The organism is Lysinibacillus sp. JNUCC 51, from assembly GCF_015999525.1.
GTDB classification, from domain to species: Bacteria; Bacillota; Bacilli; order Bacillales_A; family Planococcaceae; genus Lysinibacillus; species Lysinibacillus xylanilyticus.
Genome location: NZ_CP065545.1, coordinates 2,348,163 through 2,375,034 on the forward strand (window position 1 = coordinate 2,348,163; position 26,872 = coordinate 2,375,034).

Below are 26,872 nucleotides of genomic sequence, written 5' to 3' on the forward strand. Positions count from 1 at the left end.
ATACATATCGGTAAAATAACACCTGTCGTAATTAAAGAAGCAAAAGCTAATATACGAATAATGTCGCCATAAATTCAATTATGTAAGATACAAAAGGCTACTAAAGAAGTTTTTAGCCTTCCTTAGTAGCCTTTCCTTAACATATCTATTTACTCTTACTCCTGTGTAATATCTGCAGTTTCTTCATCAACTACAGCCGGAGCCATAATCGTTACCAATGTATGATCATTTTCACTGATAATATCAAATTCAATCTTATCTCGAATATCTGCTACCGTAATTGTTTCACCAATTTTAAGCTCAGTAATATCAACTTCAATAGCTTCTGGTATTTCTGCTGGCTTTACTTTAATTTTCACGTCTAAGTTAGGTTGCATCAATATGCCACCCACACTAATACCAACTGACTCTCCAACAAGTTTAATAGGCACCTCAGACTCTATCACTTCGGACATATTAATTGCTAAAAAGTCGATATGATTTACTTCATCTTTCATAGAGCATTGTTGGATTTCTGACACAACAACATTCACTTTTTTCCCATCTAACTCCATCGAAAACACACCGTTTTGTCCATTCTTTTGAATGGATTTTCTGAATTCCTTCTCTGAAATAGAAATTGGGGTTGAATCTAAACTATAGCCGTAAATAACTGCAGGAATGGCTCCCCCTTTTCTAAGTTGGGTTAATGTCGAACGATGCCCAGCTTCGCGCCTTTTAACACTTAATACTGTACTCATACTATACTTCCCCTTCCAAGAAAAATTTATTTACGCCTTATTATAAATGTCACTGCTTCACTGCTTTCGATAAAATCAATGACATTTGTTAAGGCTATAATAATATTTACCTAGCTCATCACCATAACGTGGGGTTGATTTCCGTACCGACTGGGCGCTTTGTCGCTGTCGCTTTGCTTTCGCTACAGAAAACATTTGTCGCTGACGCTTCACTTTCGCACAGTTAAAACATTGTAGCTGTCGCTTCGCGCAGAGCAAAGCTTCCTAGTGCGTCCGATGAGCCGCCGCTTGGGGCAACAGGTGTTTTTTGGGCGAAAGCGAAGTGCTAACGCACGATGTTGGTCACGAAGGCGTTATCACAGGATGTGATGCTCTTAACCTTCGTTCCTCTATCGCTGATCCCCAAGGAGTCGCCCAGCCTTCACTCCAATCAACTTATTCATAATTTACGTTAAAAAAATTAATCCCAACTTTAGGCGGTAAACTATTTTTTTAAGTAGGTGTAAATATTATTAAGTCACAACTACCATATACCCTTTTATAAGAAAATTCAAACAAAACAGACATGTAAAAAAGGACAAATCTACTTACAAACGTAGATTTGTCCTTAATAAGCCACATATTGGGATCTGTTTATTTATATTAATCAAATAGAGTACTTACAGATTTATTTTCATAGACACGAGAGATTGCATCTGCCATTAATTTAGCTACTGAAAGCTCTGTAATTTTTGGAGATTTTTTCTCTTCAGGAAGCTGGATTGTATTTGTTACAACTAATTCTTTAATTGAAGAGTTTTCGATACGCTCGATTGCTGGACCTGATAATACTGGGTGAGAACAGCAAGCATAAACTTCTTTCGCACCAGCAGCACGTAATGCATCCGCGCCGATTGTAATCGTTCCTGCAGTGTCAATAATATCATCAATCAAGATTGCCACTTTACCATCAACATTACCAACAATGTTCATTACCTCTGCAACGTTTGGTTTTGGACGGCGTTTATCAATAATTGCAATAGGTGCTTTTAAACGTTCTGCCATTTTACGAGCACGTGTTACACCACCATGGTCTGGAGAAACAACAACGATTTCTTCTTCTGGGATACCTTTTGATTTGAAGTAATCAGATAATAAAGGTACTGCCATCAAATGGTCGATTAAAATATCGAAGAAGCCTTGGATTTGTGGTGCATGTAAATCTAAAACGATAACACGTGTTGCACCAGCAGTTTCAAGTAAGTTTGCTACTAATTTAGCTGTAATTGGCTCGCGTGCTTTTGCTTTGCGGTCTTGACGAGCATAACCATAGTAAGGCATTACAACGTTTACTGTACGAGCAGATGCGCGTTTTACAGCATCTACCATAATTAAAAGCTCCATTAAATGTTCATTTACTGGTGCAGAAGTAGACTGCACGATAAACACATCACAACCACGAATACTTTCTTCAATGCTAATTTGAACTTCTCCATCGCTGAAGTGCTTAACAGAAGATTTACCTAATTCAACACCCATTTCTTGCGCAATTTCTTGAGCAAGTGGATTATTTGAATTAAGAGAAAATATTTTTAATTGTGAGTTTGCATAATGATACGGCATGATGGCCTCCTGTTTAGTTGATAATTATTTTGAATTTAATTTGCTTACATAATTCGGTTTGTTTTCTTGTCTTGCACGAGCAATAGCAAGTGCATCCTCAGGAACTTCTTTTGTAATTGTAGATCCTGCTGCAATAAATGAACCTTTTCCAACTTTCACTGGCGCTACTAAGTTAGTGTTACATCCTACAAATACATCATCTTCAATAATTGTTTGGAACTTGTTTTTCCCATCATAGTTTACTGTAATGGAACCACAGCCAATATTGACATTACTTCCGATTTCAGCATCACCTATATAGCTTAAGTGTGATACTTTCGTGTCATTACCCAGTTTACTTTTCTTCACTTCTACAAAGTTACCAATCTTCACATGGCTACCAATGTCAGAAAGTGGTCGAATATGTGCAAACGGTCCAATAGCTGTTTCTTCTGCTACAACGCTTTCACGCACAACAGAAGAATGCACAGTTGTTCGGTCACCGATGCGGCTATCTACGATTTGTGTGTTAGGCCCGATTATACAATCTTCCCCAATTACAGTTGTACCTTCAATCATAGAACCTGGTTGGATGACAGTATCTCGACCAATCATTGCGTCAACGCTAATATATGTTGCTTCTGGGTTAATAATTGTGACACCGTTACGCATATGCTTTTCATTAATTCTTGTACGCATTAGCGTCTCTGCTTGAGACAGAGCAACACGATCATTGACACCCAGTGTTTCTTCAAAGTCTTGCGTTACATATGCTTCAACGACATCGCCTTTTTTTTGTAAAATTTCAATCACATCAGGTAAATAATACTCACCCTGTGCATTGTCATTTTTCACAAGCTTCAATGTCTCAAATAACGCTTTATTATCGAAGCAATATGTGCCCGTATTAATCTCTTTAACTAATTGCTGCTCTGCTGAAGCATCCTTTTGCTCAACAATTTGCTCTACTTGTCCATTGTCGCCACGTAAAATACGACCATAGCCTGTTGGATTTTCAGCAATAGCTGTTAAAATAGTTGCTTTAGCATTCTTTGCTTGATGATGCTCGAACAAAGCTTGCATTGTTTCAGGGCGAATAAGTGGTGTATCTCCACAAACAACTAATGTTGTCCCTTCTTCGCTACCTAAAATTGCCTCAGCCTGTTGTACAGCATGAGCTGTCCCTAACTGTTCAGCCTGTAAAACGTACTCGCTTTTATCGCCAAGCTGTTGTTTAACCTTTTCTGCACCATGTCCTACAACCGTTACAATGCGATTCACATCTAACGTTTGAATGTGATCCACCACATGTTGCACCATTGGCTTCCCACATACTGGATGGAGCACTTTATATAATTTGGACTTCATACGTGTACCTTGACCTGCAGCCAAAATGACAGCAAAAATGTTGCTCATCTGTAAGTCCTCCAATACGCTCATTTTCTCTTATGACTATATAGCAAAATCCATCTATTTTCAAGGCATGTTGAGTTGACAAAAAGATGAATTTCCAAATCAAATGCACCTTATGCTCGAATGTTAATATGTATGTCCTAAAATTGCTCATTTTCTCTTATTCTCAAAATAAAAAGAACTCTTCAAATTAAGAAGAGCTCTTATTATTTACTTTCACCATTAGTATTAATTCGATAGTTAAATCGACATTTATTCCCTATTAACTATACGCCAATACTTTCTAATTCTTCTGTTTTTTCCGTAGCGTCTACTTCACTTGAATTATGGTACTCGTTTAAAATAATCTCCTGAATTTTATTACGAGTAGTAGAATTGATAGGATGCGCAATATCTCTAAATTCACCGTCTGGCGTTCGTTTACTTGGCATAGCAACGAACAAACCTGTATTGCCATCAATCACACGAATATCGTGAACTACGAACTCATTGTCGAGTGTAATGGAAGCAATCGCACGCATGCGACCATCAGTCTGTACACGACGTAATCTTACATCAGTAACTTCCATTTTCTCACCACCTCTCTTCTTAGATGCCTAAATGAAAATATAATATTCTTTATTACCGAATATTTTCCTTTTTATAGTCTATCAAATTTTCTAAAAAATTTGAATACTCATTAGTATAATTTTTCCTTTAATTTACTTAAATTTTGACAATTGTTTGTCAGTCACCCTATACGATGTTGCCCACATTGGTATGCCTTTGAACATAATTTTGGGTTAACGATTCCAACGTTTATATTTGCCGCTGCCGCTTCGCTTTCGCGCAGAACATAGCTGAATGAAAATAAAAATAGCCCACTAAAAGAACTAATCATTGTCTTCTAGTGAGCTAAAAAATTTCTTATTTAACGATGGCAATAACTTCAATTTCTACGCTTACATCTTTCGGTAGTCGTGCAACCTCTACTGCTGAACGAGCTGGTTTATGATCGCCAAAGTGGCTAGCATATACTTCATTCATTGCAACAAAGTCATTCATATCCTTCATAAAAACGGTTGTTTTAATAACATTGTCCAAAGAAGATCCAGCAGCTGCTAAAACTGCTTTTAAATTTGCAAATACTTGATTTGTTTGAACAGTAATATCGCCTTCCACTAATTCGCCTGTTGCTGTTAGTGGGATTTGGCCTGAGCTATAAAACATGCCATTAACAATAATCCCTTGTGAATATGGTCCAATTGCTGCTGGTGCATTTGTTGTTGCTACTACTTTCATTTGTCATTTCCCCTTTTAGAAAAATAGTTACCTTCACTTAATGCAATTGTACGGTCTTTTTCATTGACCTCATGAAGCTTTACTAGTGAATAATAATCATCTACCAAAGTTTCGTCTGCATGCTCAGCCTCTACTAGCACTGCAATACCAGCTAGCTGACAGTCGAACTCCTCTAATAGATTTTTCATGCCATTCATTGTACCACCGACCTTCATAAAGTCGTCAGTAATTAGCACTCGTTGTCCACTCTTCATGCTTCTTTTTGATAATACCATTGTCTGAATTCTTCTGGAAGAACCAGATACATAGTTGATGCTGACTGTAGATCCTTCAGTTACCTTACTATCTCTTCTGACAACAACAACCGGTACATTTAAATGTCTTGCAATCGCGTGGGCAATAGAAATTCCCTTTGTTGCGACAGTCATTATCACGTCAATTTGTTGATCAGCAAATGCGGATGCAAATACCTTACCAACTCGATTAATTAAATCTGGATTGCCGAGTAAGTCCGTCATAAATAAATAACCGCCTGGTAACAAACGATCTGAATGCTCAAGCTCCGCCTTTAAATCATGAATAACTAAACGGACCTCAGCCTCGGACATTTTAGGAATATACTTAACTCCTCCTGCAGCGCCCGGTACTGTCATCAATAACCCGATTCCTTTTTCTTCGAAAGTTTCTTTTACAATCGTCAAATCTTCACTAATGGAAGACTTTGCAGATTGATATAGTTCAGAAAAATAAGTTAGCGGGATCAGCTGATGTGGATGTTCTAGTAAATAGTACGTCATATCAACTAGTCGTTCACTACGCTTCCATTTCATGCGACCCTCTCCTAAACACGAATATTTATAGGTAAAATTAACATAAATTTGCGGTTTTAAGCAAGCGTATTTCGCTCGCCTAAAATCCGAACGGCATATACTTCTTCGCAAAAACCACGTAAACCATTATAAATGCGGCTTACTCGAGCTTCACTATCTACTAATCCAAACACCGTCGGACCGCTTCCACTCATTAATGTTGCATCTGCTCCAAAGCGCTTCATCTGTTCCTTTAACATTACTACTTCTGGATGTAGCTTAAATGTTACAGTTTCCAAAACATTCCCTAATGATTTACATAGTAACTCATAATCTTCCGTTTCAATAGCATGCATCATTTGCTTCGTATTTGGATGTTCTAACCCTTCAACCTTTAATCCTCCATACACTTCTGCAGTAGAGACACCTATTTTAGGTTTAGCTAGGACTACCCAACAGTTTGGCGGTGCAGGCAATTCCTGAATTTTCTCTCCACGTCCCGTTGCTAATGCTGTGCCACCATAGACGCAAAATGAAACATCTGAACCAATTTTCGCACCTAATTCAGCTAACTCATCTATAGATAACCCTAAATTCCACAGCTCATTTAAACCCTTCAGTGTAGCAGCCGCATCGCTACTACCACCTGCTAATCCTGCTGCGATGGGTATTTCTTTTTCTATAGTAATGGATACACCTTGTCCAATGCCGTATGTATCTTTAACTAGACGCGCTGCCTGATAAGCAAAATTACGGTGATCATTTGGCACGAAATTATCAGTCGAAATTATTTCAATTACTCCATCTTCTCGAGATTCCAGACAAATACGATCAGCTAAATCCACAGTTGTCATGACCATCTCTACTTCATGATAATTATCCGGTCTTTTATAAAGTACATCTAATGTTAAATTTATTTTTGCAGGCGCCTTTACATAAAGCATCTTTCTTCCTCCTTATAGCTACACTTATCAATTACGCATTTAGCGTGATCGGCTGACGCTTCGCCTTCGCATAGATTATTCAGTTCGATATTTTAATACACACTGAATAGAAATTACACACTCTCATCTTTAGATGTAGGAGTCTTCTGTAACTGTTACAAAACGTTAGTAGCTGGCGTTCACTTCGCTATATAGATTATTCATTTTATTTTACCATAATGGGAAAGCGAAAATGGAAAAAAAGAACCGTATACCCCTATTTGGTGTAACGGTTCTTTCTCGTCAGTTGTGTTGTTGTGTTTACAGGAAGTTTTCATTCCTGCAAAATAAAAAGATTCAAAGTAATAAGTAGTCTATTTTCACAAAGAGGCTACTTATTATGCTCTTGCTCACTACTTGCTCTTTCAGCCATTTCGATGGCACGTTTGACCATATTACCGGCGTCTCGAGCTTTAATGCCGCCCCAGCCTTCTCGTTGCACAACATCATAAAATCCAAGTTCTTTAGCGATCTCTTCTTTTAAACGAGGTGACATGATACCTTTTCTAGGCATATAAACTCCTCCTTAACAACTGACGATTTTAGTATGTCCCAGAAAACGCAAAACACTCATGTAGTTTTTTTACATACATGAGTGTTTCAAAATATAGAAATAAGTACTAGAAACTATTTTGCGATAGCAGCTTTTGCTTCGTCTAAAAATGTAATCTCTACTGCTTCAGTTAAAATATCTGTGTAACTATACGATACGCGCTTGCACGTATTGTCTTCTTGATCAAGCTCAACTACAAAGATAGCGCGATATGTCTCACGCAATACCCCTGCACACTCGACCGTTTTCTTGCGACCTCCGTTTGCTCTTAACTGCAAACGTTTACCCAAATGACAATCCAACGACTTTTTAATGTCCGCTAAAGTTTTTGGCATTTTCGCTTACACCTCACTACTAAATAGTATAAGCGATTCGCCCAAAAATGTCAACAAAATATAATATTTTATCAGCCTCTAATAAATATTGTCAACTTATTTTTCATAAAAAAACCATGTTTTTTTACTTATATTCAAAAAAGTTAACAAAAATTTTTCACTTTGCAAATGTAGGGTATAGTGCATCGGCTAATTTTCCAAATTCTTGGATGGTCAGGGTCTCTCCTCGACGTGTTGGTTCAATATTTGCTGCTTTTAAAGCATCCATAATTTTTTCTTTGTGTACTTTCCCATTTGGTAAACCAGATTGTAAATTATTGAAGATTGTTTTTCGTCGTTGTACAAACGACGCACGAGTAACAACGAATAAAAAATCCTCATCAATCACTTTTACTGGTGGTTCATCATGCTTAATAAGACGGATCACTGCAGAATCCACATTTGGCTGAGGCATAAAAACAGTTTTCGGTACCGTCATGGCAATATCAGCTTTTACATAATATTGAATGGCAATTGATAAAGATCCGTATTCCTTCGTTCCTGGCTTAGCCGTAATACGATCTGCAACCTCTTTTTGCATCATGACAACAAAACCACGAATTGGCAAACGGTCATTAAGTAATTTCAGTAAAATCGGTGTCGTCACATAGTAAGGTAAATTCGCTACAACCATAATATCCTCAATACCTGGCATCTCTTCCTGAATTACCTTCTCAACATCCGCCTTTAAAATATCTGAATGTACAATAGTTACATTATTATATGGGCTAAGTGTGTCCTCTAATACAGGTAATAATCGCTGATCTATTTCAAAAGATACAACTTTTTTTGCACTTCTTGCTAAATGCTCTGTTAACGCTCCAATGCCAGGACCAACTTCGATTGCACCACTATTTTCAGTTAAATCTGCATGACTAACAATATTTCGTAAAATGTTCGGATCGATTAAAAAGTTTTGACCTAAGCTTTTTTTAAATGAAAATCCATATTTTTTTAAAATTTCCTGTGTTCTAATTGGTGTTGCAATATCCTTATGCATCGTTTTCCTCCTGATCTAACTGTGCGATTGCCGCACCAAATTGCTTTTCTGTGATTTGAAACATTTTTAATCTTTTATGAAGTTGTTTACCGTTCGTTGCACCAATATTCAAAATCTCCCCAAGACGATCACGACGAGTTTTTGCCTGTGGATGTCCAATTAAATGCGCCGTCATTAAATCCTCGAGAGTGATATCATCTGTCGTTGGCACAACCTCATTAGGGGTATAGACATGTTGCAGAGCCTCACGTATATCCTCATCTGCTGCATGCTCAATACCTAGTCCTTTACCGTTTTTCGCAATTGTTTTGGCTTTCGGTAAAAAAGCGTGTTTTACACCTTTTACATGCTCCTCGATAATGGCACGAATTCGACGTCCTGGATAATCTGGATCAGTAAAAACAATAACGCCTCTTTTATCCTGTGCATGTTGAATTCTTTTCAGTGTTTCCTCTGAAATAGCTGATCCATTTGTTTCTATAGTATCTGCTTGTACAGCTCGCTTAATAGCTGTTGTATCATCTTTTCCTTCAACTACAATGATTTCTTTTATTTGCAAAAAGGCTCCTCTTTTCTACCTTATCTTCAGACCATTTTACAACTGCACTGTACGATTGTACAGAAATACACGGCTATTCACCTTCTTATAATATTCTCTCTTAATTTTGCTATCGTTGACACTTCGCCTTCGAGTAGCACTTTATGTAGGTATGGCTAGGTATTATCCTCTAGAACAAATTACTGAAAAAAGATAAAAAAGCTTTCCCGCCAGTCAAAACAGGAAAGCTAATAATAGTGAAAAACATTTTAATTTTTGATTAATTTTACAATTTTTTTAATTTAATACTTTTATACGCACTTTCCTTACTCCCCAATTACTAGCTTGGGATTCAGTTTGTACAAGTATGTCGATCCGATTACCCTTAATTGCACCACCAGTATCCCCTGCAATAGCTGTTCCATAGCCTTCAACCCAAACTTTTGAGCCAAGCTTAATAACAGAAGGGTCCACAGCAATTACTTTCAATCCAGAGTTTGATTTTAAATTAATGCCAGTGGCAGATATCCCCGAGCAGCCGTTACAATTAGGTGTATAAGCAGTTGCTGTTACATAAAATTCTTTACCGCTAGCTGGCTCTGATGAACCACGTGATACAGTCGCAGCACTAGCTACTACAGTTTTAGTACCTACTGCAACCACTTGCTTTTTCGATTCTTTTACAACATTTTTAGATTGTAGATTTTTAGCTACAACCTGGCCATTCTCTTTCACGACTTCATACGTTTTAGTCACTAATCCGGTTTGGCCAGCTGTTACAACTTTTTGTTTTCCCTGTTGCAATGAAGCATCTTGCTTCTTTTCAATTGCGAAATCTAAAGATTCTTCCACTACATCGATAACCTTTTCTACGCGAACTACTGTGATTTTACTCTGCGGAGTGATTACGTCCTTCAGGTTATTCTCGACACGATCGAATTCATTTAGTTGAATTCCTTGTTGTTTTAAAAAGTTAGCGACCGTAGTCGAAGTGGACCATACTTGTCTTTTGTTTACGCCATCGACAAGCGATACTTGAAACGCTTTTTGAATATCGATCTTGTTGTCTGCTCCTATTTCTGTATCTAGACCTTGTGCTAATGAGTCATGCTCTGATACTTCAATATTTGCTTCTTTCAAAATGTCTTTCACTTGTGTTTCAGTTGTCCAAACTTTTGACTGATTTCCATCAACTGAAATAGTTACTTCTTTTGCCTGTTCCCATGAAATTGCTAATCCATTAACAATTTTGGTGTTCAGAGAGGGTGATATTTTGTCATGCTCTGCTACGTCTATATTTTGATCTTGTAATAATTGTTCTACAGTTTTGGCATGTGTTGTTACTTCGATTTTTTCTCCGTCCGCATCAAGCGTTACGGACTTTTTAGTACCTTGATAAAGTACAAATGAAATTACAGATACAAACAGGACAAGTGAAATAATGCTTATCACTGTTTGCTTACTCCTCAATGATCCTAAGAACAAGTTTTTCATGGAATTATTTGACATGAAAAAACGCCTCCTTAATACAAAGTTGGATTATACGTACTAGATTTGGCACTGTCAACCCGAATGTATTTCAAAGAAAATTGACATTACCTTTTTAGCTAACCACAAACCCAGTACTGGAGGCATCTCAGCTAGTTAATTGTCAATCCTAAAAAATTTTTTCGCATTGGCTGTTGTTACCTGTGCAATTTCCTCAATCGTTAATCCTTTTAAACGAGCGATTTCTTCTGCAACTAATGGCACTAAAGCTGGCTCATTACGTTTTCCTCGATATGGATGAGGTGCTAAATACGGTGCGTCTGTTTCGATCATCAAATGCTCTAAAGGTATTTCTGTCGCCACTTCCTTCGGCATTCGAGCATTTTTAAATGTCACTGGCCCACCAAGACTAATCATAAAATTCATAGCAATACATTCATTTGCTGTTTCCACACTGCCACTATAACAATGCATAACGCCTCCCACAGAAGCAGCGTTTTCCTCACGTAAAATTTGTACTACATCTCCAGTAGCATCCCTGTTATGAATAATGATTGGTAAATTAAGTTTTTGAGCTAATTGAATTTGCTTGCGGAAAAGTGCCTGTTGAACATCTTTCGGGGATTTATCCCAATAGTAGTCCAACCCGGTTTCACCAATACCAACTATTTTTGGATGTGCCGCTAATTCCTCAATCCAATTTAAATCCTGTTCTGTGCAATCGATGGCGTCAACCGGGTGCCACCCAATGACACCATAAACAAAATCATATTGTTCAACCAGTTGCATTGTTTTTTCTATAGTTTTGCGGTCAAAACCAACAACAACCATCGTTTCTACTTTGGCTTCAAGAGCTCTATCTATAACCTCTTGTAAGTCGTCTTCATACTGATCTGCATTTAAGTGTACATGTGTATCAATGAACATCGTCATTCTCCTAACATAGATTTTATTAAAAAATATTATTTCATATTTTTCACCAGTGTTACATTTTCATTACAAACGATTTAGTATTATAACATTACTCTTACCCTCAGACACCTCGTTTGTTACTATATACCTAAAAAAATCCAATGAATAATGTGTATAAATTATTTCAAGATAATAAACTACTTGTTTTCAAAATAGATTTTAAAAGCCTGCTGAATTTTTTGCATTCAGCAGGCCTTCCTAAAAATTTTTTACTTTACTTTTGCACCATTCTCTAGTTTTGGATCCACCGATGCTAATTTTAAAATTCCATCTTTTTCACCAGCTAGAATCATTCCTTGCGATAATTCACCACGTAATTTAACTGGCTTTAAGTTAGTGACTACAATCACTTTTTGACCAATTAATTCATCAGGGGAATAGAACTTTGCTATACCTGAAACTACTTGTCGTTGCTCATATCCAAGATCCACTTGTAGCTTTAATAATTTGTCTGCTTTCGGGATAGTTTCACAAGCTGTTACAGTAGCTACACGTAAATCAACCTTCATAAAATCATCTATAGTAATTTCTGGGATTTCTGGAATATCCGAAGCTTTTTGCTCATCTTTTATTTCTTCCACTTGTGGAGTTTTCACTGAACCACGCATTTCTTCACGAATATATTCAATTTCAACTTCACTCTCTAAACGAGGGAAGATCGGAATACCTTTTTCTACCACTTTAATGTTTGCTGGAATAGTATTGCCGAATGTTTCAATTGTTTCCCATGCTAAGAATTTGTCATCCAAGCCTAACTGTTCAATAATTCGTTTGGGAGTAGATGTCATAAATGGTTGTAACATGACAGCAATTTGGTGTAAACTTTCCGCCAAATTTCGCATAACAGCGCCTAGTTTTGGCTTATCTGATTCCTCTTTTGCTAGCACCCACGGTTGAGTTTCATCTATATATTTATTCGTTCTCGAAACAAGCGTCCATACGTCCGCTAATACGACACTAAACTGCATTTTTTCCATACTTTCTTCATATTTAATACGTACCGATTCAGCTTGTTCTTTTAGAGCTGCATCAAATTCTGTCGACTGAAGATTTTCAGTTGGAATAATGCCATCGAAATATTTATTTATCATTGAAATAGTACGATTCAATAAATTGCCTAAATCGTTTGCTAAGTCGAAGTTTGTACGTTCAACAAAAGATTCTGGCGAAAATACACCATCAGATCCAAATGGTAACTCACGCAATAAGAAATATCTTGTCGCATCTAAGCCATAACGTTCTATTAACATTTCAGGATAAATAACATTGCCCTTTGATTTAGACATTTTACCGTCTTTCATCATTATAAAACCATGGGCAAATATTTTTTTCGGAAGTGGTAAATCTAGTGCCATTAAGAAAATTGGCCAATAAATAGTATGGAATCGAACAATATCTTTACCAACTACATGTACATCTGCCGGCCAATATTTATTGAATAATGTTTCATCCTCTGAAAGATAACCTAAAGACGTAATATAGTTAGTTAAGGCATCTACCCATACATAAATTACATGTTTAGGATCTCCAGGAACTTTGATGCCCCAGTCAAATGAAGTTCTTGAAACTGATAAATCTTCTAACCCTGGTTTAATGAAGTTATTAATCATTTCATTTTTTCGAGATTCAGGCTCAATGAAATCAAGGTTTTCTTCATAATAAGCTAATAGACGATCTGCGTATTTCTTCATATTAAAGAAGTAAGATTCCTCTTTAACTTTGTGTACTGGACGACCACAGTCTGGGCAGTTACCATCTACTAATTGTGTCTCAGTAAAGAATGATTCACATGGTGTACAGTACCAACCTTCATACTCACCTTTATAAATATCACCATTATCTAAAAACTTTTGGAATATCTTTTCGACAGTTTTCGTATGACGCTCTTGCGTTGTTTGAATAAAGTCATCGTATGAAATGTCCATTAATGCCCAAAGTTTCTTCGCAGCATCTGCAATTTCATTCACGTATTCTTGAGGATGTTTGCCCGCTTCTGCAGCTTTTTCTTGAATTTTTTGCCCATGCTCATCCATTCCAGTTAAAAAACGTACATCATAACCACGTAAACGTTTATAACGTGCAATTGTATCTGATGCTACAGTTGTATACGCTGTACCGATATGGAATTTCCCACTTGGGTAATAAATAGGGGTTGTTATATAGAATGTTTTGTTTTGTTCGCTCACAAGAACTGCCTCCATTGTTTCACAGTATACTATCTATTCTAACTAAGTACGAAATTCGTTTCAACTTCTTTCAGCGAGTGTCCTAACACCCGCTGAGATAGAGGAACTCAGGCTAAGACCTTCACATCCTGTGAAAACGCCTCACCAACATCGTGTTGTTGCTGCCGCTTCGCTTTCGCACAAAAAACATCTTTGGCCTAAAGCCTCCAGCGGATGTCACAGAATCGGCTTTGTTCAAGCACAAAGCCGATTCCAGACGCAATTTTACCGAGGCATAATTGATTGATAGTTTATCTTACGGCGAAAAATGTCGAATGATAGGATCAATCCATTTAATGTATTAAATAAGAAGCTTTTTTACTATAAATTAAAATATATAATAAAAACCTTTTAAAAAAACCAAAATATCTATTTTCTCCTCAAAAAATTTTTTCAAAGCAATAATATTAGTGTATTAATTAATTGACGTTTATGGCATTACTTGGTATGATAACTATCAGACAAAGAAATTATGTCGAAATTTGACGAAATACCAATATAACTTTTTAATATTAGGAGGAAAAATAATTATGAAATCAACAGGAATCGTTCGTAAAGTCGATGAATTAGGTCGTGTAGTAATTCCAATCGAACTTCGTCGTACATTAGGTATCGCAGAGAAAGACGCTTTAGAAATCTATGTGGATGATGACAAAATCATCTTAAAAAAATATATGCCTAACATGACATGTGCTGTAACTGGTGAAGTTTCTGATGATAACTTCCGTCTAGTTGGAGGCAAATTAATTTTAAGCCCTGAAGGCGCAGAAATGTTAGTAAAAGAAATCCAATCTAACTTAAAAAAATAATTTGAAACACACCTAAATCCAGAACAGTGATTTGGGTGTTTTGTTTTTATTATTGAGTTCGGAAATTTAACTTCTTTAAGGTGCAATTAAATATAATATAACCAATTCTCAAGACCCTTATAATGTCCATGTCAGACCTTTCATTATTAAGGGTACTATTTTTTACAATTATTTTCAATTCAAATGATTTCCTATACTCATCACTAAAGGTTAGATATGACATTTGTTAAAACATATACAGGAAATCAACCACACGTTATTGTAATGAGCCACTTATTTGAATAGATATACAAAAAAGAGGTCGCCCTATTTAGGCAACCTCTTTCTTTCCATTAACTATGGTATTCATTATAGACTTCTCGCTTCGCTACTTGACGTAGTTTTGCTACTTCTTTTATCGCTTCTTTTGATGTAACACCTGTATCATTAATAATATAATCTACATGTTCCACAATAGACATTGTTATCCAATAGGCTTCTTCACTATTTTCTTCCTCGGCATTCTCGTTTCCTTCAAGGACAATACAAAATTCCCCTCGAATTTCCTCTGTTTGTGACCATTCCACTGCTTCAGCCAACGTACCACGTAAAAACTCCTCGAATTTTTTAGTTAACTCGCGAGCTAATACAATTCGACGATTACCAAGAATAGCTTCCATATCTTTTAAAGTGTCCTTTATACGGTGCGGAGCTTCATAAAACAAAATGGTTTCCTGACGTTTTTTTAGTTGCTCTAACTGCTGTCGACGTTCCTTTTTTCCTCGATTTAAAAATCCATAAAAGAAAAATGGCTGCGGTGTTAATCCAGAAGCGATTAATGCTGATATTGCTGCATTTGGACCTGGCACTGGCACAACTGGAAAGTCCTGTTCGATTGCTTTTTCAACTATATCTGCACCAGGATCGGAAATACAAGGTAGACCAGCATCACTAACTAATGCGACTGTTTTTCCTTCACGTAAGAAGGCTAATAACTTTTCTCCCCCCACCTCTAAATTATGTTCATGATAGCTTATCAGTGGTGTTTCTATATCAAAGTAGTTGCATAGCTTCTTTGTATTACGTGTATCCTCGGCAGCAATAATATCTGCTTCCTTTAAAATACGTAGCGCACGTACGCTCATATCCTCTAGGTTACCAATAGGCGTTGCCACTAAATATAAACAACCTGTATGACCGTGCATTGTACTTTTCTGAGATTTCATGCGTCATCTCTCCCTATATATTTCATTTTTTGCTTTCGTGTTAGTTGTTTAAAAGCATATTCTGCACGCATCGCCTCTTGTTTTGTATCGAATTCCTCTACATAAATACATTCCACTGGTCCTCGCGCTCTCGTATATTTCGCTCCCTTACCAGCATTATGTACATCGACACGCCTTTCTACATTATTCGTGTAGCCAGCATAAAAGGATTGATCGGCACACTCTAACACATAAAAATAATGGCTATTGTTCTTTTCCATAAAGGATTTCTCTCACTTCTGCTGTATATTCATTATTCGCATCATAAACATACAGGGGCGGTAATATTTTCAGATCAGGCTTACCGTCTTTAATTCCTTCTATTAATAGTGTATTGGCCTCTTTACCTTCTTTCGGGTAAATAAGTTGCATACGTTTAGGCTCTAAACGATTTGCACGCATTGCCGTAACAATATCTAGTAAGCGACCAGGGCGATGAACAAAAGCTGCCTTTCCGCCTTGTTTTAACAATTTACTTGCTGATTGTATTGATTCCTCTAACGTTAAATATAGTTCATGACGTGCAATAGCGTAATGCTCACTTAAATTTTTATCACTAGCTTCATGTGCTAAAAAATATGGTGGATTACACGTTACAACATCATATTTTTCAATACCAAGCTCCTTAGGAATTTCCTTCACATCACCAAGGACCATATGAATTTGTTCTTCTAACTTATTGTAACGGATACTTCGCTCAGCCATATCAAATAAACGTGGTTGAATTTCTACTCCTGTAATATGTCCCTTTGTTCTAGCACTTAGAAAAAGTGGGATTACACCATTACCTGAGCACAAATCAACAATTTTCCCTTTATGATGTGGGACATTGACAAATTTCGAAAGTAGCACTGCATCCAATGAAAACGAAAAGACAGAGGGACTTTGAATAATACGTAAATTCTCAGCCAATAAATAGTCTAATCGTTCATCACCCTTCAACCAATTTTCCATGTTTCTTCCTCCTACTATACAAAACAAAAGACTGACACCACCATAGTGGGAATCAGCCTTCTATTACACATTTTGTTTATTTAAAAATGATAGACAAAACAGACAGTCTTCACCTTTACGGGAACTTCCGAAATGAACATGACAAACATGGAAGCCTTCTTGGTATAAACGTGCTAGGTTATCATAACCTTCGCCAATATCTAATGGATTCTCTTTCTTCTCATCAGCAGCCTGTACAGAGTTTTCATTAGAAAGTAGTTCTTCTAGACGTGTACGAAGGTGATGATTTTCTGTTTCGAGTGCCTTATGCTCCTCCATCATTAACGCTACAAATTGTTTCAATGCACCAAATTGCTCCTGCATTGCTTCGAGCTGTTGTTCGAACTCCATAACGGTATCTAAGAAATTACGGTCCTTCACCCAAGCCACCTCGTCCAATTCTCTATCTTAAATAAGATTTTTTTCGCATGCTAGCAGTTCTTCTAATGTATACTCAACTGTGCGCTCCTGCTCTTGTAAATATACTTGAATGAGTCTTTCCAGTACATTTAAGCCGACAACTTTGCCGCGGCCATCTGGTGTCATCGTCATTTCACCAACGTCTGGCATACCCTCTTTTGCTTCCTCATATTCATCATTTTCATACTTCAAGCAGCACATTAAACGACCGCAAAGACCTGAAATTTTAGATGGATTTAAAGATAAGTTTTGATCTTTAGCCATTTTAATAGAAACAGGCTCAAAATCTCCTAAAAAAGTTGAACAGCACAGCATACGGCCACATGGACCAATGCCACCTAACAACTTCGCTTCATCACGTACACCAATTTGACGAAGTTCGATACGTGTTCTAAAAACCGACGCTAAATCTTTTACAAGATCTCTGAAATCAACGCGTCCTTCAGCCGTAAAATAAAAGATGATTTTATTACGATCAAATGTATATTCAACATCAACGAGCTTCATTTCTAAATTATGCTCAATGATTTTTGTACTTGCTAGTTCAAATGCGCGCTTTGATTCGGCAGCATTTTCCTCTACTTGGATACGATCACGTTCATCCGCTGGTCGTAGAACTTGTTTAAGTGGTAATACAACATCATTTTCCTCAACAACCTTTTGAGGGACAACTACTTTACCATATTCTACACCGCGAGCTGTCTCTACAATGACATATTGACTGTCCTCTAGTAGATATGATGCTGGATCAAAATAATATATTTTACCCGCTTTTTTAAAACGGACTCCCACTACATTATACAAATGTATACCCCTCCTGCAGATTTAACATTAACTGCTCCATCATTAACGTCCTATTCATGTTACGCTGTAAAAATGAACGTGCCTGTAAAATGGACTCCATTTGACTAGATAGACGTTCATAAGTCGAATGTAGCGCAGCTTCTTTAAATGTTTGTAACATGTCTGGGTAAGTACAAGCTGTTTCGGGATTAGCTTTTATTGACACTATATCACGGTAAGCAAATAGTAGTAAATCTAATGCTTGCTCCATCTCGCCCTTTTCTTTAAAAAGTGGCAACCATTCTTCATGTACAACAAGCATTGCCTCATGTACATTCTGACGAATTGCCTCTACTAATTTTAACACTGTTTTTCGAGCATGTGCAAACTGCTCATCATTTGCTAAAATCATAGCTGTTTCGAGTTCGTTCGTCATCATGCTTACTGTAGAAGCCATTGAGTAAGAAATATTGTTATCTTGCAAATGCTTTAATAATATGTGTCGAGGCATTTTTTGAAATTTAATATGCTGACAGCGAGAACGAATCGTTGGTAAAATTGACTGCATTTGCTCCGTTAACAAAATTGCAGTTACCTCACCATCAGGTTCCTCTAAAAATTTAAGTATCATGTTTGCAGATGCAATATTGAGACGGTCTGCATGATGAAGTACATAAATCTTACGTCCCTCTTCAACACCCATCATCTTCATTTCTGCAATTAATTCACGTATTTGATCAATTTTTATAAATTGACCTTCTGGATAAATTTGATGAATATTTGGATGATTACCCGAATCAACACGTCTGCAATTTCGACATGTTTCACATGGAACATTTTGATTTGGTTGCTCACATAGCATTAATTTGACAAAGAACTGCATAATATCTACTTTGCCTGTCCCTTTTTCGCCATCAAAAATGTATGCATGCGCTAATCTATTTTTGTCAAAAATCGTTTGAAGCTGCTTCATTACGACTGGTTGTAGTGTGAATAGCTCTTCAACATTCTTGGCCATATATTTTTATATTCCTTCCTATAACAATTACACTCCATAGCATAATTGTTTCCTATTGCTCAATTTTAGTACAGAGTTATCTGCAGTTTTAGAGCAGATAGATTAGTTTTATGTCATTCAGCAAAAAACTTTGGCTGCTGAATAGATTTGAAAAAAGCCCGCGCCTACAAGAGAACGAGACACGGGTTTTACATATACAAATTAATTAATAAGCCTTTAATCTCACCGATTTTATCAAGAAGGTCAATTGCTTCCTTTTCTTCATCTAAAATATCTTGCGCAAGCTCTACAAGACGCGTATCAATAGTTTCAATTATTTTTAAGCGTCTCCCTTCACCAAAACGATTCCATGTATGTGATTGCTTTAAATCCATACCATGCTCTACCGTTTCTTGTAGGAATCGTTTAACAAGCATTTTAAAACGAGCAAGTTCTCGTAAATTTCGTGATCTTGCTACACGATCACCTGCTGTAGAAATATCCCCTAGCAACCGTGTAAGCTGTTCAGTCTGTAATTTGGTTCCTTGCTTGACGACCATATCTCCAAATCGGTTATTTTGATTATTGTTAGGCAGTGGCTCTTTACGATTAGTATTTAACCCGACACGTAAATCTTGATTGATCTTCAAGCTGTTTCGCCCCCACTTGCTTTCTTTATCAAATACATATATTGTGCTGTACTTCTCATTTGACGCAGCACTGATATCAATTATGCCTCGGCATAATTGCGTCCGGAATCGGCTTTGTGCTAGCACCAAGGTACTCCTTTCCGATTCCGTGACATCCGCCGGAGGCTTTAATTTCTTTTAGCAGGTGTTTGGATACCCTATGAAAAGTGACTTAAAACCGCATTCATCTCACCACCTATTGAGGTGGAAGACTTCTTTAACTGCCGTTTCACTTACGTTACAAAAGACATTTGTACCTGTCGCTATGCTTTCGGTATAAAAGACAGTTGCTAAAAGACGTTAAAAATGATGAAACTGTTCAATTGGTAATACAAAAACTGTCGCTCCTCCTACCTCTACCTCTACAGGATAAGGTATATAGGAATCTGTATTCCCGCCTAATGGCGAAACAGGGGCAACCATTTGTTCTCGTGCTCGACAATTATCACGAATAATATCTAAAACTTTGGGTATGAGAGAGTCTTCCGTTCCAATAAGAAACGTCGTATTTCCAGAGCGTAAAAATCCTCCTGTGCTCGCTAACTTAGTTGCGCGAAACTGATTTTTCGTTAAAGCATTCGATAAGCGGCTGCTATCCTGATCTTGCACTACAGCTACGACTAACTTCATTCGCACTCACCCCTTTGATAAAATTCATCTAAATAAATTTTAGTTACCTTTTATCAATTATGCCTCGGCATAATTGTGTCCGGATTCGGCTTTATGCTTCCACAAAGTACTCCTTTTCGATTCCGTGACATACGCCAGAGTTCCTTTATTTCAGTAGGTGTTTGTGTATCTGCTGAATAGGAACAATATCTGCATTCAGCTGCTGTCGCTTCGCTTACGCGCAGAAGACATTCACCGAATGATTATAGATGTTACCATTATATCACATTATGGTAGACAACTTCATGCATTTACTGTATTGCTTCATATATTAATGACCATACATCTTCAACAACACGCTCAATATTTTGGTCCGCATTGACGACATGTATACGCTCAGGGTAACGCTCCACTAACTGTAAATATCCTTCTCGAACTTTCTTATGAAATGCTAAACTTTCAACATCTAAGCGATTTACTTCTCGATCTCCATGAGCATGAATCCGTGCCAAGCCAACCTCTGGTGCAAGGTCAAATAATATTGTCATATCAGGCAACTTCTTGCCGATTGCAAACTCATTAATAGATAATACTTCATCAACGCCGATACCACGTGCATATCCTTGGTATGCTAATGAGGAATCGATAAATCGATCGCAAATAACCATTTTACCAGCATCCAACGCGGGTCTTACTTTTTCAAAATAATGCTGACTTCTCGCCCCTGCGTATAATAATGCTTCTGTACGCTCATCCATGGCTGTATGTTGAGGGTTTAAAATAATGCTTCTAATTTTTTCAGCAATTTCAATACCACCAGGTTCTCTCGTTGCTAATACATCAATATTTTCTTCTGCAAGTCGCTCGGCTATTTTTTGAATAACTGTTGTTTTTCCTGCGCCCTCTGGACCTTCAAATGTAATAAATAAATTGCAATTCATGCTGTTATTGCCTCCAACTATTTAATGATCTCAATCATCTTTTCTTCTAAACGGTGATTTCCTTGAAACGTTGCACCACTAGCCAGTAACTCCTCTAGCTGGCTCAGCTTTGCTACTGTTATTTTTTCGCCTGGAACAAGCAATGGAATACCTGGTGGATAAGGAATTATCATACTAGCAGAGATACGTCCCATTGTTCGCATATACGGTAACCATTCTTTTTCAGACTTTTCAATTTCATCAAATGAATAGGCTGGTTCCGTAATAGCCGCAAAATTATAAGCTGTTTGTGAAGCTGTCATTGTTTCCATCTTTGACATACTTAATAACAATGTTACAGCATCCTTAATACGGATACGTATTTCTGCAAATGGGTAGTTATGTCCCTGTTTCAACAAAGGTAGCACAAGCAACACTTGATTCGCATCTGCTAGTTCTGCATATACATGCTTTGCTTCTAACGCTTCTTGTAATTGAAAACCGCTATAACCATCAACACGTAACAATAATTTTATAGGGTCGTCTACCTCTATAACTTCCAAAGAGCCAATAGCTCGTAATGCCTCTATCCATTGATTCCTTTTTTCTATTATATATGCACCATCACTCTCCATATATGTCTGTATATAATAGCGTGCATCATCTAAAGAAGCCAATAATAGATAGGATGGGCTACTAGATTGTAGCATTCGTAAATAGTGATTTATTTTATCGACATCGATTAAGTTAGAATTAACATGCATAAAGGATGCCATTGTCATAGCAGGCAATGTTTTATGTGCAGACTGTACTACTACATCCGCACCAAATGTCAACGCTGATTGCTGAAATAAGGTACATGCACTAAAATGGGCTCCATGTGCTTCATCCACTAAAACAGGAATACCTTTCTCGTGACAATACGCAATCTGCCGCTGTATTTCTTTAGATGTCATACCATAGTAAGTAGGATACGTTAAAACTACTGCACGGGCCTCTTGATAATAATCGACTGCTTCTTTTAAATCTTTATAAGAAACATGTGTTGCAGTTAATGTACGTTCATCCCATAGCGGGGAAACAAATACAGGCTTTGCTCCCACAAGCTCAATTGCGTGAAATATAGACTTATGTGCATTACGTTGGACAATAATCGTATCACCTTTTTTACATGTGGCATATATCATCGCTAAATTTCCAACTGTAGATCCACCTACTAAAAAGAAACTTTTCATTGCCCCATATGTATCTGCCAATAAGTTTTCTGCCTCTAATATTATTTCTTCTGGGTGATGTAAGTCATCAAGACCTGATAATTCAGTTACATCATATCGCATTACATCTTTAAAGGGCTGAGGGAGATGAGACAGTTCTCCATGCTTATGGCCTGGTACATGAAAGGAAATATTTTGTTGTTGTCGAAAGCGCTCTAACCCTTCTACAATCGGCTTTTTCTTTTGCAAAGCAAAACACCCATTTCCGTTATATTCTTAGTTAATTATAACACTTACGTTACTAAAACATTTGCTGAATGGATATAAATAAGGTGAAATTCAGATAACCTTTTTCCCAATCCAATGCGCTAGTAATACGATAGGAATCAATAAAAGACAAAATGGCAGGCATACAAAAACAACTTTTGATGACGAAATATAAAAGATCATTGCCACTAATAGCAACGATCTTTTACATTTCATGACATTCTACTTTTATCAATACAAACTATAATCAATTATGCCACGGCATAATTGCCGGAGGCTTTAATTTCTCTACCAACATACTAGATACTAGCCTTTACCGCCATCTCTTGTACTAGTTGTTCAACTAATTGTGGTACAAACTTCTCTAAAATTGGATTCATCATCCCTGCTAAGAAACCACTTGCCTTCATTGTTAAATTACCTACTAACTGGCATGTACCATCCTGATCTTGTGTAATTTCAAAGTAACCATCACCATTTATTGGATCTGACAAACCTACCAAATCAAACATCACTTTATTTAGATTTGATTCTTTGTCCTTAAGCTCAACCTTTACTGCTTTTTGGATAATTCCAAAATCCCCTTTAAATACCCAAATCATATTTTGTTCATTCGGAAATTCATGATGTAAATAACCAGGTATTAGTACAGCCCATTCCCCTTTATTTTGAATAAACTCCTGTAGCTTTGCTTTTTCAATTTGAATATTTTCACTATATAACCCTGTTGCCATTTCTATACACCCCTTTATTTGTTCATTTAGATCAATTAAATTTTAACATTTTTTAGGGGTTTATTACTGAATTTTTAAAACAATAAAAAACCACTGATTTCTCAGTGGTTGATTTGTGCCTAGCGACGTCCTACTCTCACAGGGGGAAGCCCCCAACTACCATCGGCGCTAAAGAGCTTAACTTCCGTGTTCGGTATGGGAACGGGTGTGACCTCTTTGCCATCATCACTAGACTTATTTAATTGAAAGAATTATTCTTTCAAAACTGGATAAACGGTGCATTGAATGTTTCAAACGTTTTGGTTAAGTCCTCGATCGATTAGTATTCGTCAGCTCCATGTGTCACCACACTTCCACCTCGAACCTATCTACCTCATCGTCTTTGAGGGATCTTACTTACTTGCGTAATGGGAAATCTCATCTTGAGGGGGGCTTCATGCTTAGATGCTTTCAGCACTTATCCCGTCCACACATAGCTACCCAGCGATGCCTTTGGCAAGACAACTGGTACACCAGCGGTGTGTCCATCCCGGTCCTCTCGTACTAAGGACAGCTCCTCTCAAATTTCCTACGCCCACGACGGATAGGGACCGAACTGTCTCACGACGTTCTGAACCCAGCTCGCGTACCGCTTTAATGGGCGAACAGCCCAACCCTTGGGACCGACTACAGCCCCAGGATGCGATGAGCCGACATCGAGGTGCCAAACCTCCCCGTCGATGTGGACTCTTGGGGGAGATAAGCCTGTTATCCCCGGGGTAGCTTTTATCCGTTGAGCGATGGCCCTTCCATGCGGAACCACCGGATCACTAAGCCCGTCTTTCGACCCTGCTCGACTTGTAGGTCTCGCAGTCAAGCTCCCTTGTGCCTTTACACTCTACGAATGATTTCCAACCATTCTGAGGGAACCTTTGGGCGCCTCCGTTACCTTTTAGGAGGCGACCGCCCCAGTCAAACTGTCCGCCTGACACTGTCTCCTGCCCCGCTAAGGGGCATGGGTTAGAATTTCAATACAACCAGGGTAGTATCCCACCGACGCCTCCTTCGAAGCTGGCGCTCCGAGATCTCTGGCTCCTACCTATCCTGTACAAGTTGTACCAAAATTCAATATCAGGCTACAGTAAAGCTCCACGGGGTCTTTCCGTCCTGTCGCGGGTAACCTGCATCTTCACAGGTACTATAATTTCACCGAGTCTCTCGTTGAGACAGTGCCCAGATCGTTACGCCTTTCGTGCGGGTCGGAACTTACCCGACAAGGAATTTCGCTACCTTAGGACCGTTATAGTTACGGCCGCCGTTTACTGGGGCTTCAATTCGCAGCTTCGCTTGCGCTAACCACTCCTCTTAACCTTCCAGCACCGGGCAGGCGTCAGCCCCTATACGTCACCTTACGGTTTTGCAGAGACCTGTGTTTTTGCTAAACAGTCGCCTGGGCCTATTCACTGCGGCTCTCATGCGCTTGCACGCTCAAGAGCACCCCTTCTCCCGAAGTTACGGGGTCATTTTGCCGAGTTCCTTAACGAGAGTTCTCTCGCACACCTTAGGATTCTCTCCTCGACTACCTGTGTCGGTTTGCGGTACGGGCACCTCTCACCTCGATAGAGGCTTTTCTTGGCAGTGTGAAATCAGGAACTTCGTCCATACGGACTCGCCATCACAGCTCAACGTTACAGTGTGCGGATTTGCCTACACACACGCCTTACTGCTTGGACGCGCATATCCAACAGCGCGCTTACCCTATCCTACTGCGTCCCCCCATTTCTCAAACGGTGAGGAGGTGGTACAGGAATATCAACCTGTTGTCCATCGCCTACGCCTATCGGCCTCGGCTTAGGTCCCGACTAACCCTGAGCGGACGAGCCTTCCTCAGGAAACCTTAGTCATACGGTGGACGGGATTCTCACCCGTCTTTCGCTACTCATACCGGCATTCTCACTTCTAAGCGCTCCACCAGTCCTTCCGATCTGACTTCAACGCACTTAGAACGCTCTCCTACCACTGACATCGTAGATGTCAATCCACAGCTTCGGTGAATCGTTTAGCCCCGATACATTTTCGGCGCAGCGTCACTCGACCAGTGAGCTATTACGCACTCTTTAAATGATGGCTGCTTCTAAGCCAACATCCTGGTTGTCTGTGCAACGCCACATCCTTTTCCACTTAACGATTACTTTGGGACCTTAGCTGGTGGTCTGGGCTGTTTCCCTTTTGACTACGGATCTTATCACTCGCAGTCTGACTCCCGTGTATAAATATCTGGCATTCGGAGTTTGTCTGAATTCGGTAAACCGGGATGGCCCCCTAGTCCAAACAGTGCTCTACCTCCAGTATTCTCATCACGAGGCTAGCCCTAAAGCTATTTCGGAGAGAACCAGCTATCTCCAAGTTCGATTGGAATTTCTCCGCTACCCACACCTCATCCCCGCACTTTTCAACGTGCGTGGGTTCGGGCCTCCAGTAAGTGTTACCTCACCTTCACCCTGGACATGGGTAGATCACCTGGTTTCGGGTCTACGACCACGTACTATTTCGCCCTATTCAGACTCGCTTTCGCTGCGGCTCCGCCTTCTAAAGCTTAACCTCGCACGTAATCGTAACTCGCCGGTTCATTCTACAAAAGGCACGCTATCACCCATTAACGGGCTCTAACTACTTGTAGGCACACGGTTTCAGGATCTCTTTCACTCCCCTCCCGGGGTGCTTTTCACCTTTCCCTCACGGTACTGGTTCACTATCGGTCACTAGGTAGTATTTAGCCTTGGGAGATGGTCCTCCCGGATTCCGACGGAATTTCACGTGTTCCGCCGTACTCAGGATCCACTCAGGAGAGAACGAACTTTCGACTACAGGGCTTTTACCTGCTCTGGCGGACCTTTCCAAGTCGCTTCATCTAACTCGCTCTTTTGTAACTCCGTATAGAGTGTCCTACAACCCCAAGAGGCAAGCCTCTTGGTTTGGGCTCTTCCCGTTTCGCTCGCCGCTACTCAGGGAATCGATTTTTCTTTCTCTTCCTCCAGGTACTTAGATGTTTCAGTTCCCTGGGTCTGCCTTCAAGACGCTATGTATTCACGTCAAGATACTACGCGATTAAACGTAGTGGGTTCCCCCATTCGGAAATCTCCGGATCAAAGCTCACTTACAGCTCCCCGAAGCATATCGGTGTTAGTGCCGTCCTTCATCGGCTCCTAGTGCCAAGGCATTCGCCGTGCGCCCTTAATAACTTAACCAAGTTATTA

General features: G+C 38.7%; 26 protein-coding genes and 2 rRNA genes. 1 reads left to right on the forward strand and 27 read right to left on the reverse strand.

What is annotated here, in order from left to right:
* Positions 1–155: 155 nt before the first annotated feature.
* From JNUCC51_RS11275 to metG, 14 genes are all read right to left on the reverse strand, one after another.
* Positions 156–740, reverse strand: a complete 585-nt coding sequence (locus JNUCC51_RS11275) for a 50S ribosomal protein L25/general stress protein Ctc (protein WP_337992035.1) — start codon at positions 738–740, stop codon at positions 156–158.
* A 642-nt stretch (positions 741–1,382) separates the two neighbouring features.
* The gene (locus JNUCC51_RS11280; RefSeq protein ID WP_049667363.1) at positions 1,383–2,342 is read right to left on the reverse strand and encodes a ribose-phosphate diphosphokinase; all 960 of its coding nucleotides are present in this window, start codon (positions 2,340–2,342) and stop codon (positions 1,383–1,385) included.
* Between the two features lie 24 nt (positions 2,343–2,366).
* The gene (glmU, locus tag JNUCC51_RS11285) at positions 2,367–3,737 is read right to left on the reverse strand and encodes a bifunctional UDP-N-acetylglucosamine diphosphorylase/glucosamine-1-phosphate N-acetyltransferase GlmU (RefSeq protein ID WP_337992036.1); all 1,371 of its coding nucleotides are present in this window, start codon (positions 3,735–3,737) and stop codon (positions 2,367–2,369) included.
* Between the two features lie 263 nt (positions 3,738–4,000).
* On the reverse strand, positions 4,001–4,303 hold the full coding sequence (spoVG, locus tag JNUCC51_RS11290; RefSeq protein ID WP_337992037.1) for a septation regulator SpoVG: 303 nt from the start codon (positions 4,301–4,303) through the stop codon (positions 4,001–4,003).
* Positions 4,304–4,640: 337 nt separating this feature from the next.
* Positions 4,641–5,015 (reverse strand): RidA family protein, encoded by a 375-nt coding sequence (locus JNUCC51_RS11295; protein ID WP_049667360.1) that lies wholly within the window; start codon positions 5,013–5,015, stop codon positions 4,641–4,643.
* Entirely contained in the window at positions 5,012–5,845 is an 834-nt protein-coding gene (gene purR / locus JNUCC51_RS11300; RefSeq protein WP_079563681.1) for a pur operon repressor, read from the reverse strand. The genes JNUCC51_RS11295 and purR overlap by 4 nt, the downstream gene beginning before the upstream one ends.
* A 56-nt stretch (positions 5,846–5,901) precedes the next feature.
* Positions 5,902–6,768 carry a 4-(cytidine 5'-diphospho)-2-C-methyl-D-erythritol kinase gene (gene ispE, locus JNUCC51_RS11305; protein WP_268638122.1) on the reverse strand — a complete coding sequence of 289 codons (867 nt, stop codon included), beginning with the start codon at positions 6,766–6,768 and terminating at the stop codon, positions 5,902–5,904.
* 370 nt (positions 6,769–7,138) lie between these two features.
* Complete coding sequence (locus tag JNUCC51_RS11310) at positions 7,139–7,321, reverse strand: small, acid-soluble spore protein, alpha/beta type (RefSeq protein WP_053594103.1); 183 nt, start codon at positions 7,319–7,321, stop codon at positions 7,139–7,141.
* Positions 7,322–7,434: 113 nt separating this feature from the next.
* Positions 7,435–7,695 (reverse strand): biofilm formation stimulator Veg, encoded by a 261-nt coding sequence (gene veg / locus JNUCC51_RS11315; RefSeq protein ID WP_049667356.1) that lies wholly within the window; start codon positions 7,693–7,695, stop codon positions 7,435–7,437.
* A gap of 157 nt (positions 7,696–7,852) precedes the next feature.
* Entirely contained in the window at positions 7,853–8,734 is an 882-nt protein-coding gene (gene rsmA, locus JNUCC51_RS11320) for a 16S rRNA (adenine(1518)-N(6)/adenine(1519)-N(6))-dimethyltransferase RsmA (protein WP_337992038.1), read from the reverse strand.
* Positions 8,727–9,293, reverse strand: a complete 567-nt coding sequence (rnmV, locus tag JNUCC51_RS11325) for a ribonuclease M5 (RefSeq protein ID WP_134025804.1) — start codon at positions 9,291–9,293, stop codon at positions 8,727–8,729. The genes rsmA and rnmV overlap by 8 nt, the downstream gene beginning before the upstream one ends.
* Before the next feature lie 276 nt (positions 9,294–9,569).
* On the reverse strand, positions 9,570–10,781 hold the full coding sequence (locus JNUCC51_RS11330) for a resuscitation-promoting factor (RefSeq protein WP_337992039.1): 1,212 nt from the start codon (positions 10,779–10,781) through the stop codon (positions 9,570–9,572).
* Between the two features lie 135 nt (positions 10,782–10,916).
* Positions 10,917–11,687: a TatD family hydrolase gene (locus tag JNUCC51_RS11335; RefSeq protein ID WP_337992040.1), complete on the reverse strand. Its 771-nt coding sequence runs from the start codon at positions 11,685–11,687 to the stop codon at positions 10,917–10,919.
* Between the two features lie 254 nt (positions 11,688–11,941).
* Positions 11,942–13,918, reverse strand: coding sequence for a methionine--tRNA ligase (gene metG, locus JNUCC51_RS11340; RefSeq protein WP_337992041.1), 1,977 nt, complete (start codon positions 13,916–13,918; stop codon positions 11,942–11,944).
* 569 nt (positions 13,919–14,487) lie between these two features.
* Here metG and abrB point away from each other — a divergent pair.
* Positions 14,488–14,766: a transition state genes transcriptional regulator AbrB gene (abrB, locus tag JNUCC51_RS11345; protein ID WP_004229214.1), complete on the forward strand. Its 279-nt coding sequence runs from the start codon at positions 14,488–14,490 to the stop codon at positions 14,764–14,766.
* 332 nt (positions 14,767–15,098) lie between these two features.
* On the opposite strand, the gene rsmI is transcribed toward abrB, so the two are convergent.
* The 13 genes from rsmI to JNUCC51_RS11410 form a co-directional block, all read right to left on the reverse strand.
* Positions 15,099–15,971, reverse strand: a complete 873-nt coding sequence (rsmI, locus tag JNUCC51_RS11350; protein WP_337992042.1) for a 16S rRNA (cytidine(1402)-2'-O)-methyltransferase — start codon at positions 15,969–15,971, stop codon at positions 15,099–15,101.
* Positions 15,968–16,231: a GIY-YIG nuclease family protein gene (locus JNUCC51_RS11355; RefSeq protein ID WP_337992043.1), complete on the reverse strand. Its 264-nt coding sequence runs from the start codon at positions 16,229–16,231 to the stop codon at positions 15,968–15,970. Before JNUCC51_RS11355 ends, rsmI begins: the two co-directional genes overlap by 4 nt.
* Entirely contained in the window at positions 16,215–16,964 is a 750-nt protein-coding gene (locus tag JNUCC51_RS11360) for a tRNA1(Val) (adenine(37)-N6)-methyltransferase (protein WP_328010837.1), read from the reverse strand. The genes JNUCC51_RS11355 and JNUCC51_RS11360 overlap by 17 nt, the downstream gene beginning before the upstream one ends.
* A 63-nt stretch (positions 16,965–17,027) precedes the next feature.
* The gene (gene yabA / locus JNUCC51_RS11365; protein WP_049667346.1) at positions 17,028–17,384 is read right to left on the reverse strand and encodes a DNA replication initiation control protein YabA; all 357 of its coding nucleotides are present in this window, start codon (positions 17,382–17,384) and stop codon (positions 17,028–17,030) included.
* 27 nt (positions 17,385–17,411) lie between these two features.
* On the reverse strand, positions 17,412–18,227 hold the full coding sequence (locus tag JNUCC51_RS11370; RefSeq protein WP_134025820.1) for a PSP1 domain-containing protein: 816 nt from the start codon (positions 18,225–18,227) through the stop codon (positions 17,412–17,414).
* The gene (gene holB, locus JNUCC51_RS11375) at positions 18,220–19,224 is read right to left on the reverse strand and encodes a DNA polymerase III subunit delta' (protein WP_337992044.1); all 1,005 of its coding nucleotides are present in this window, start codon (positions 19,222–19,224) and stop codon (positions 18,220–18,222) included. Before holB ends, JNUCC51_RS11370 begins: the two co-directional genes overlap by 8 nt.
* 188 nt (positions 19,225–19,412) lie before the next feature.
* The gene (locus JNUCC51_RS11380; protein WP_337992045.1) at positions 19,413–19,853 is read right to left on the reverse strand and encodes a YaaR family protein; all 441 of its coding nucleotides are present in this window, start codon (positions 19,851–19,853) and stop codon (positions 19,413–19,415) included.
* 339 nt (positions 19,854–20,192) lie between these two features.
* Positions 20,193–20,522, reverse strand: a complete 330-nt coding sequence (gene darA, locus JNUCC51_RS11385; protein ID WP_049667342.1) for a cyclic di-AMP receptor DarA — start codon at positions 20,520–20,522, stop codon at positions 20,193–20,195.
* Between the two features lie 290 nt (positions 20,523–20,812).
* The gene (tmk, locus tag JNUCC51_RS11390) at positions 20,813–21,442 is read right to left on the reverse strand and encodes a dTMP kinase (RefSeq protein WP_337992046.1); all 630 of its coding nucleotides are present in this window, start codon (positions 21,440–21,442) and stop codon (positions 20,813–20,815) included.
* Positions 21,443–21,459: 17 nt separating this feature from the next.
* Positions 21,460–22,884: an aminotransferase class I/II-fold pyridoxal phosphate-dependent enzyme gene (locus tag JNUCC51_RS11395; protein WP_337992047.1), complete on the reverse strand. Its 1,425-nt coding sequence runs from the start codon at positions 22,882–22,884 to the stop codon at positions 21,460–21,462.
* Positions 22,885–23,201: 317 nt separating this feature from the next.
* Positions 23,202–23,636 carry an SRPBCC domain-containing protein gene (locus JNUCC51_RS11400; protein WP_268638144.1) on the reverse strand — a complete coding sequence of 145 codons (435 nt, stop codon included), beginning with the start codon at positions 23,634–23,636 and terminating at the stop codon, positions 23,202–23,204.
* 117 nt (positions 23,637–23,753) lie between these two features.
* Positions 23,754–23,869 (reverse strand): 5S ribosomal RNA (gene rrf, locus JNUCC51_RS11405).
* A 66-nt stretch (positions 23,870–23,935) separates the two neighbouring features.
* A 23S ribosomal RNA gene (locus JNUCC51_RS11410) occupies positions 23,936–26,863 on the reverse strand.
* Positions 26,864–26,872 lie beyond the last annotated feature (9 nt).

Bases quoted from the DNA above. Each gene is read 5' to 3' on its own strand.
- JNUCC51_RS11275 (WP_337992035.1), bottom strand. From the start codon at position 740: ATGAGTACAGTATTAAGTGTTAAAAGGCGCGAAGCTGGGCATCGTTCG.
- JNUCC51_RS11280 (WP_049667363.1), bottom strand. From the start codon at position 2,342: ATGCCGTATCATTATGCAAACTCACAATTAAAAATATTTTCTCTTAAT.
- glmU (WP_337992036.1), bottom strand. From the start codon at position 3,737: ATGAGCAACATTTTTGCTGTCATTTTGGCTGCAGGTCAAGGTACACGT.
- spoVG (WP_337992037.1), bottom strand. From the start codon at position 4,303: ATGGAAGTTACTGATGTAAGATTACGTCGTGTACAGACTGATGGTCGC.
- JNUCC51_RS11295 (WP_049667360.1), bottom strand. From the start codon at position 5,015: ATGAAAGTAGTAGCAACAACAAATGCACCAGCAGCAATTGGACCATAT.
- purR (WP_079563681.1), bottom strand. From the start codon at position 5,845: ATGAAATGGAAGCGTAGTGAACGACTAGTTGATATGACGTACTATTTA.
- ispE (WP_268638122.1), bottom strand. From the start codon at position 6,768: ATGCTTTATGTAAAGGCGCCTGCAAAAATAAATTTAACATTAGATGTA.
- JNUCC51_RS11310 (WP_053594103.1), bottom strand. From the start codon at position 7,321: ATGCCTAGAAAAGGTATCATGTCACCTCGTTTAAAAGAAGAGATCGCT.
- veg (WP_049667356.1), bottom strand. From the start codon at position 7,695: ATGCCAAAAACTTTAGCGGACATTAAAAAGTCGTTGGATTGTCATTTG.
- rsmA (WP_337992038.1), bottom strand. From the start codon at position 8,734: ATGCATAAGGATATTGCAACACCAATTAGAACACAGGAAATTTTAAAA.
- JNUCC51_RS11330 (WP_337992039.1), bottom strand. From the start codon at position 10,781: ATGTCAAATAATTCCATGAAAAACTTGTTCTTAGGATCATTGAGGAGT.
- JNUCC51_RS11335 (WP_337992040.1), bottom strand. From the start codon at position 11,687: ATGTTCATTGATACACATGTACACTTAAATGCAGATCAGTATGAAGAC.
- abrB (WP_004229214.1), top strand. From the start codon at position 14,488: ATGAAATCAACAGGAATCGTTCGTAAAGTCGATGAATTAGGTCGTGTA.
- rsmI (WP_337992042.1), bottom strand. From the start codon at position 15,971: ATGAAATCTCAGAAAAGTACAATGCACGGTCATACAGGTTGTTTATAT.
- JNUCC51_RS11355 (WP_337992043.1), bottom strand. From the start codon at position 16,231: ATGGAAAAGAACAATAGCCATTATTTTTATGTGTTAGAGTGTGCCGAT.
- JNUCC51_RS11360 (WP_328010837.1), bottom strand. From the start codon at position 16,964: ATGGAAAATTGGTTGAAGGGTGATGAACGATTAGACTATTTATTGGCT.
- holB (WP_337992044.1), bottom strand. From the start codon at position 19,224: ATGGCCAAGAATGTTGAAGAGCTATTCACACTACAACCAGTCGTAATG.
- darA (WP_049667342.1), bottom strand. From the start codon at position 20,522: ATGAAGTTAGTCGTAGCTGTAGTGCAAGATCAGGATAGCAGCCGCTTA.
- tmk (WP_337992046.1), bottom strand. From the start codon at position 21,442: ATGAATTGCAATTTATTTATTACATTTGAAGGTCCAGAGGGCGCAGGA.
- JNUCC51_RS11400 (WP_268638144.1), bottom strand. From the start codon at position 23,636: ATGGCAACAGGGTTATATAGTGAAAATATTCAAATTGAAAAAGCAAAG.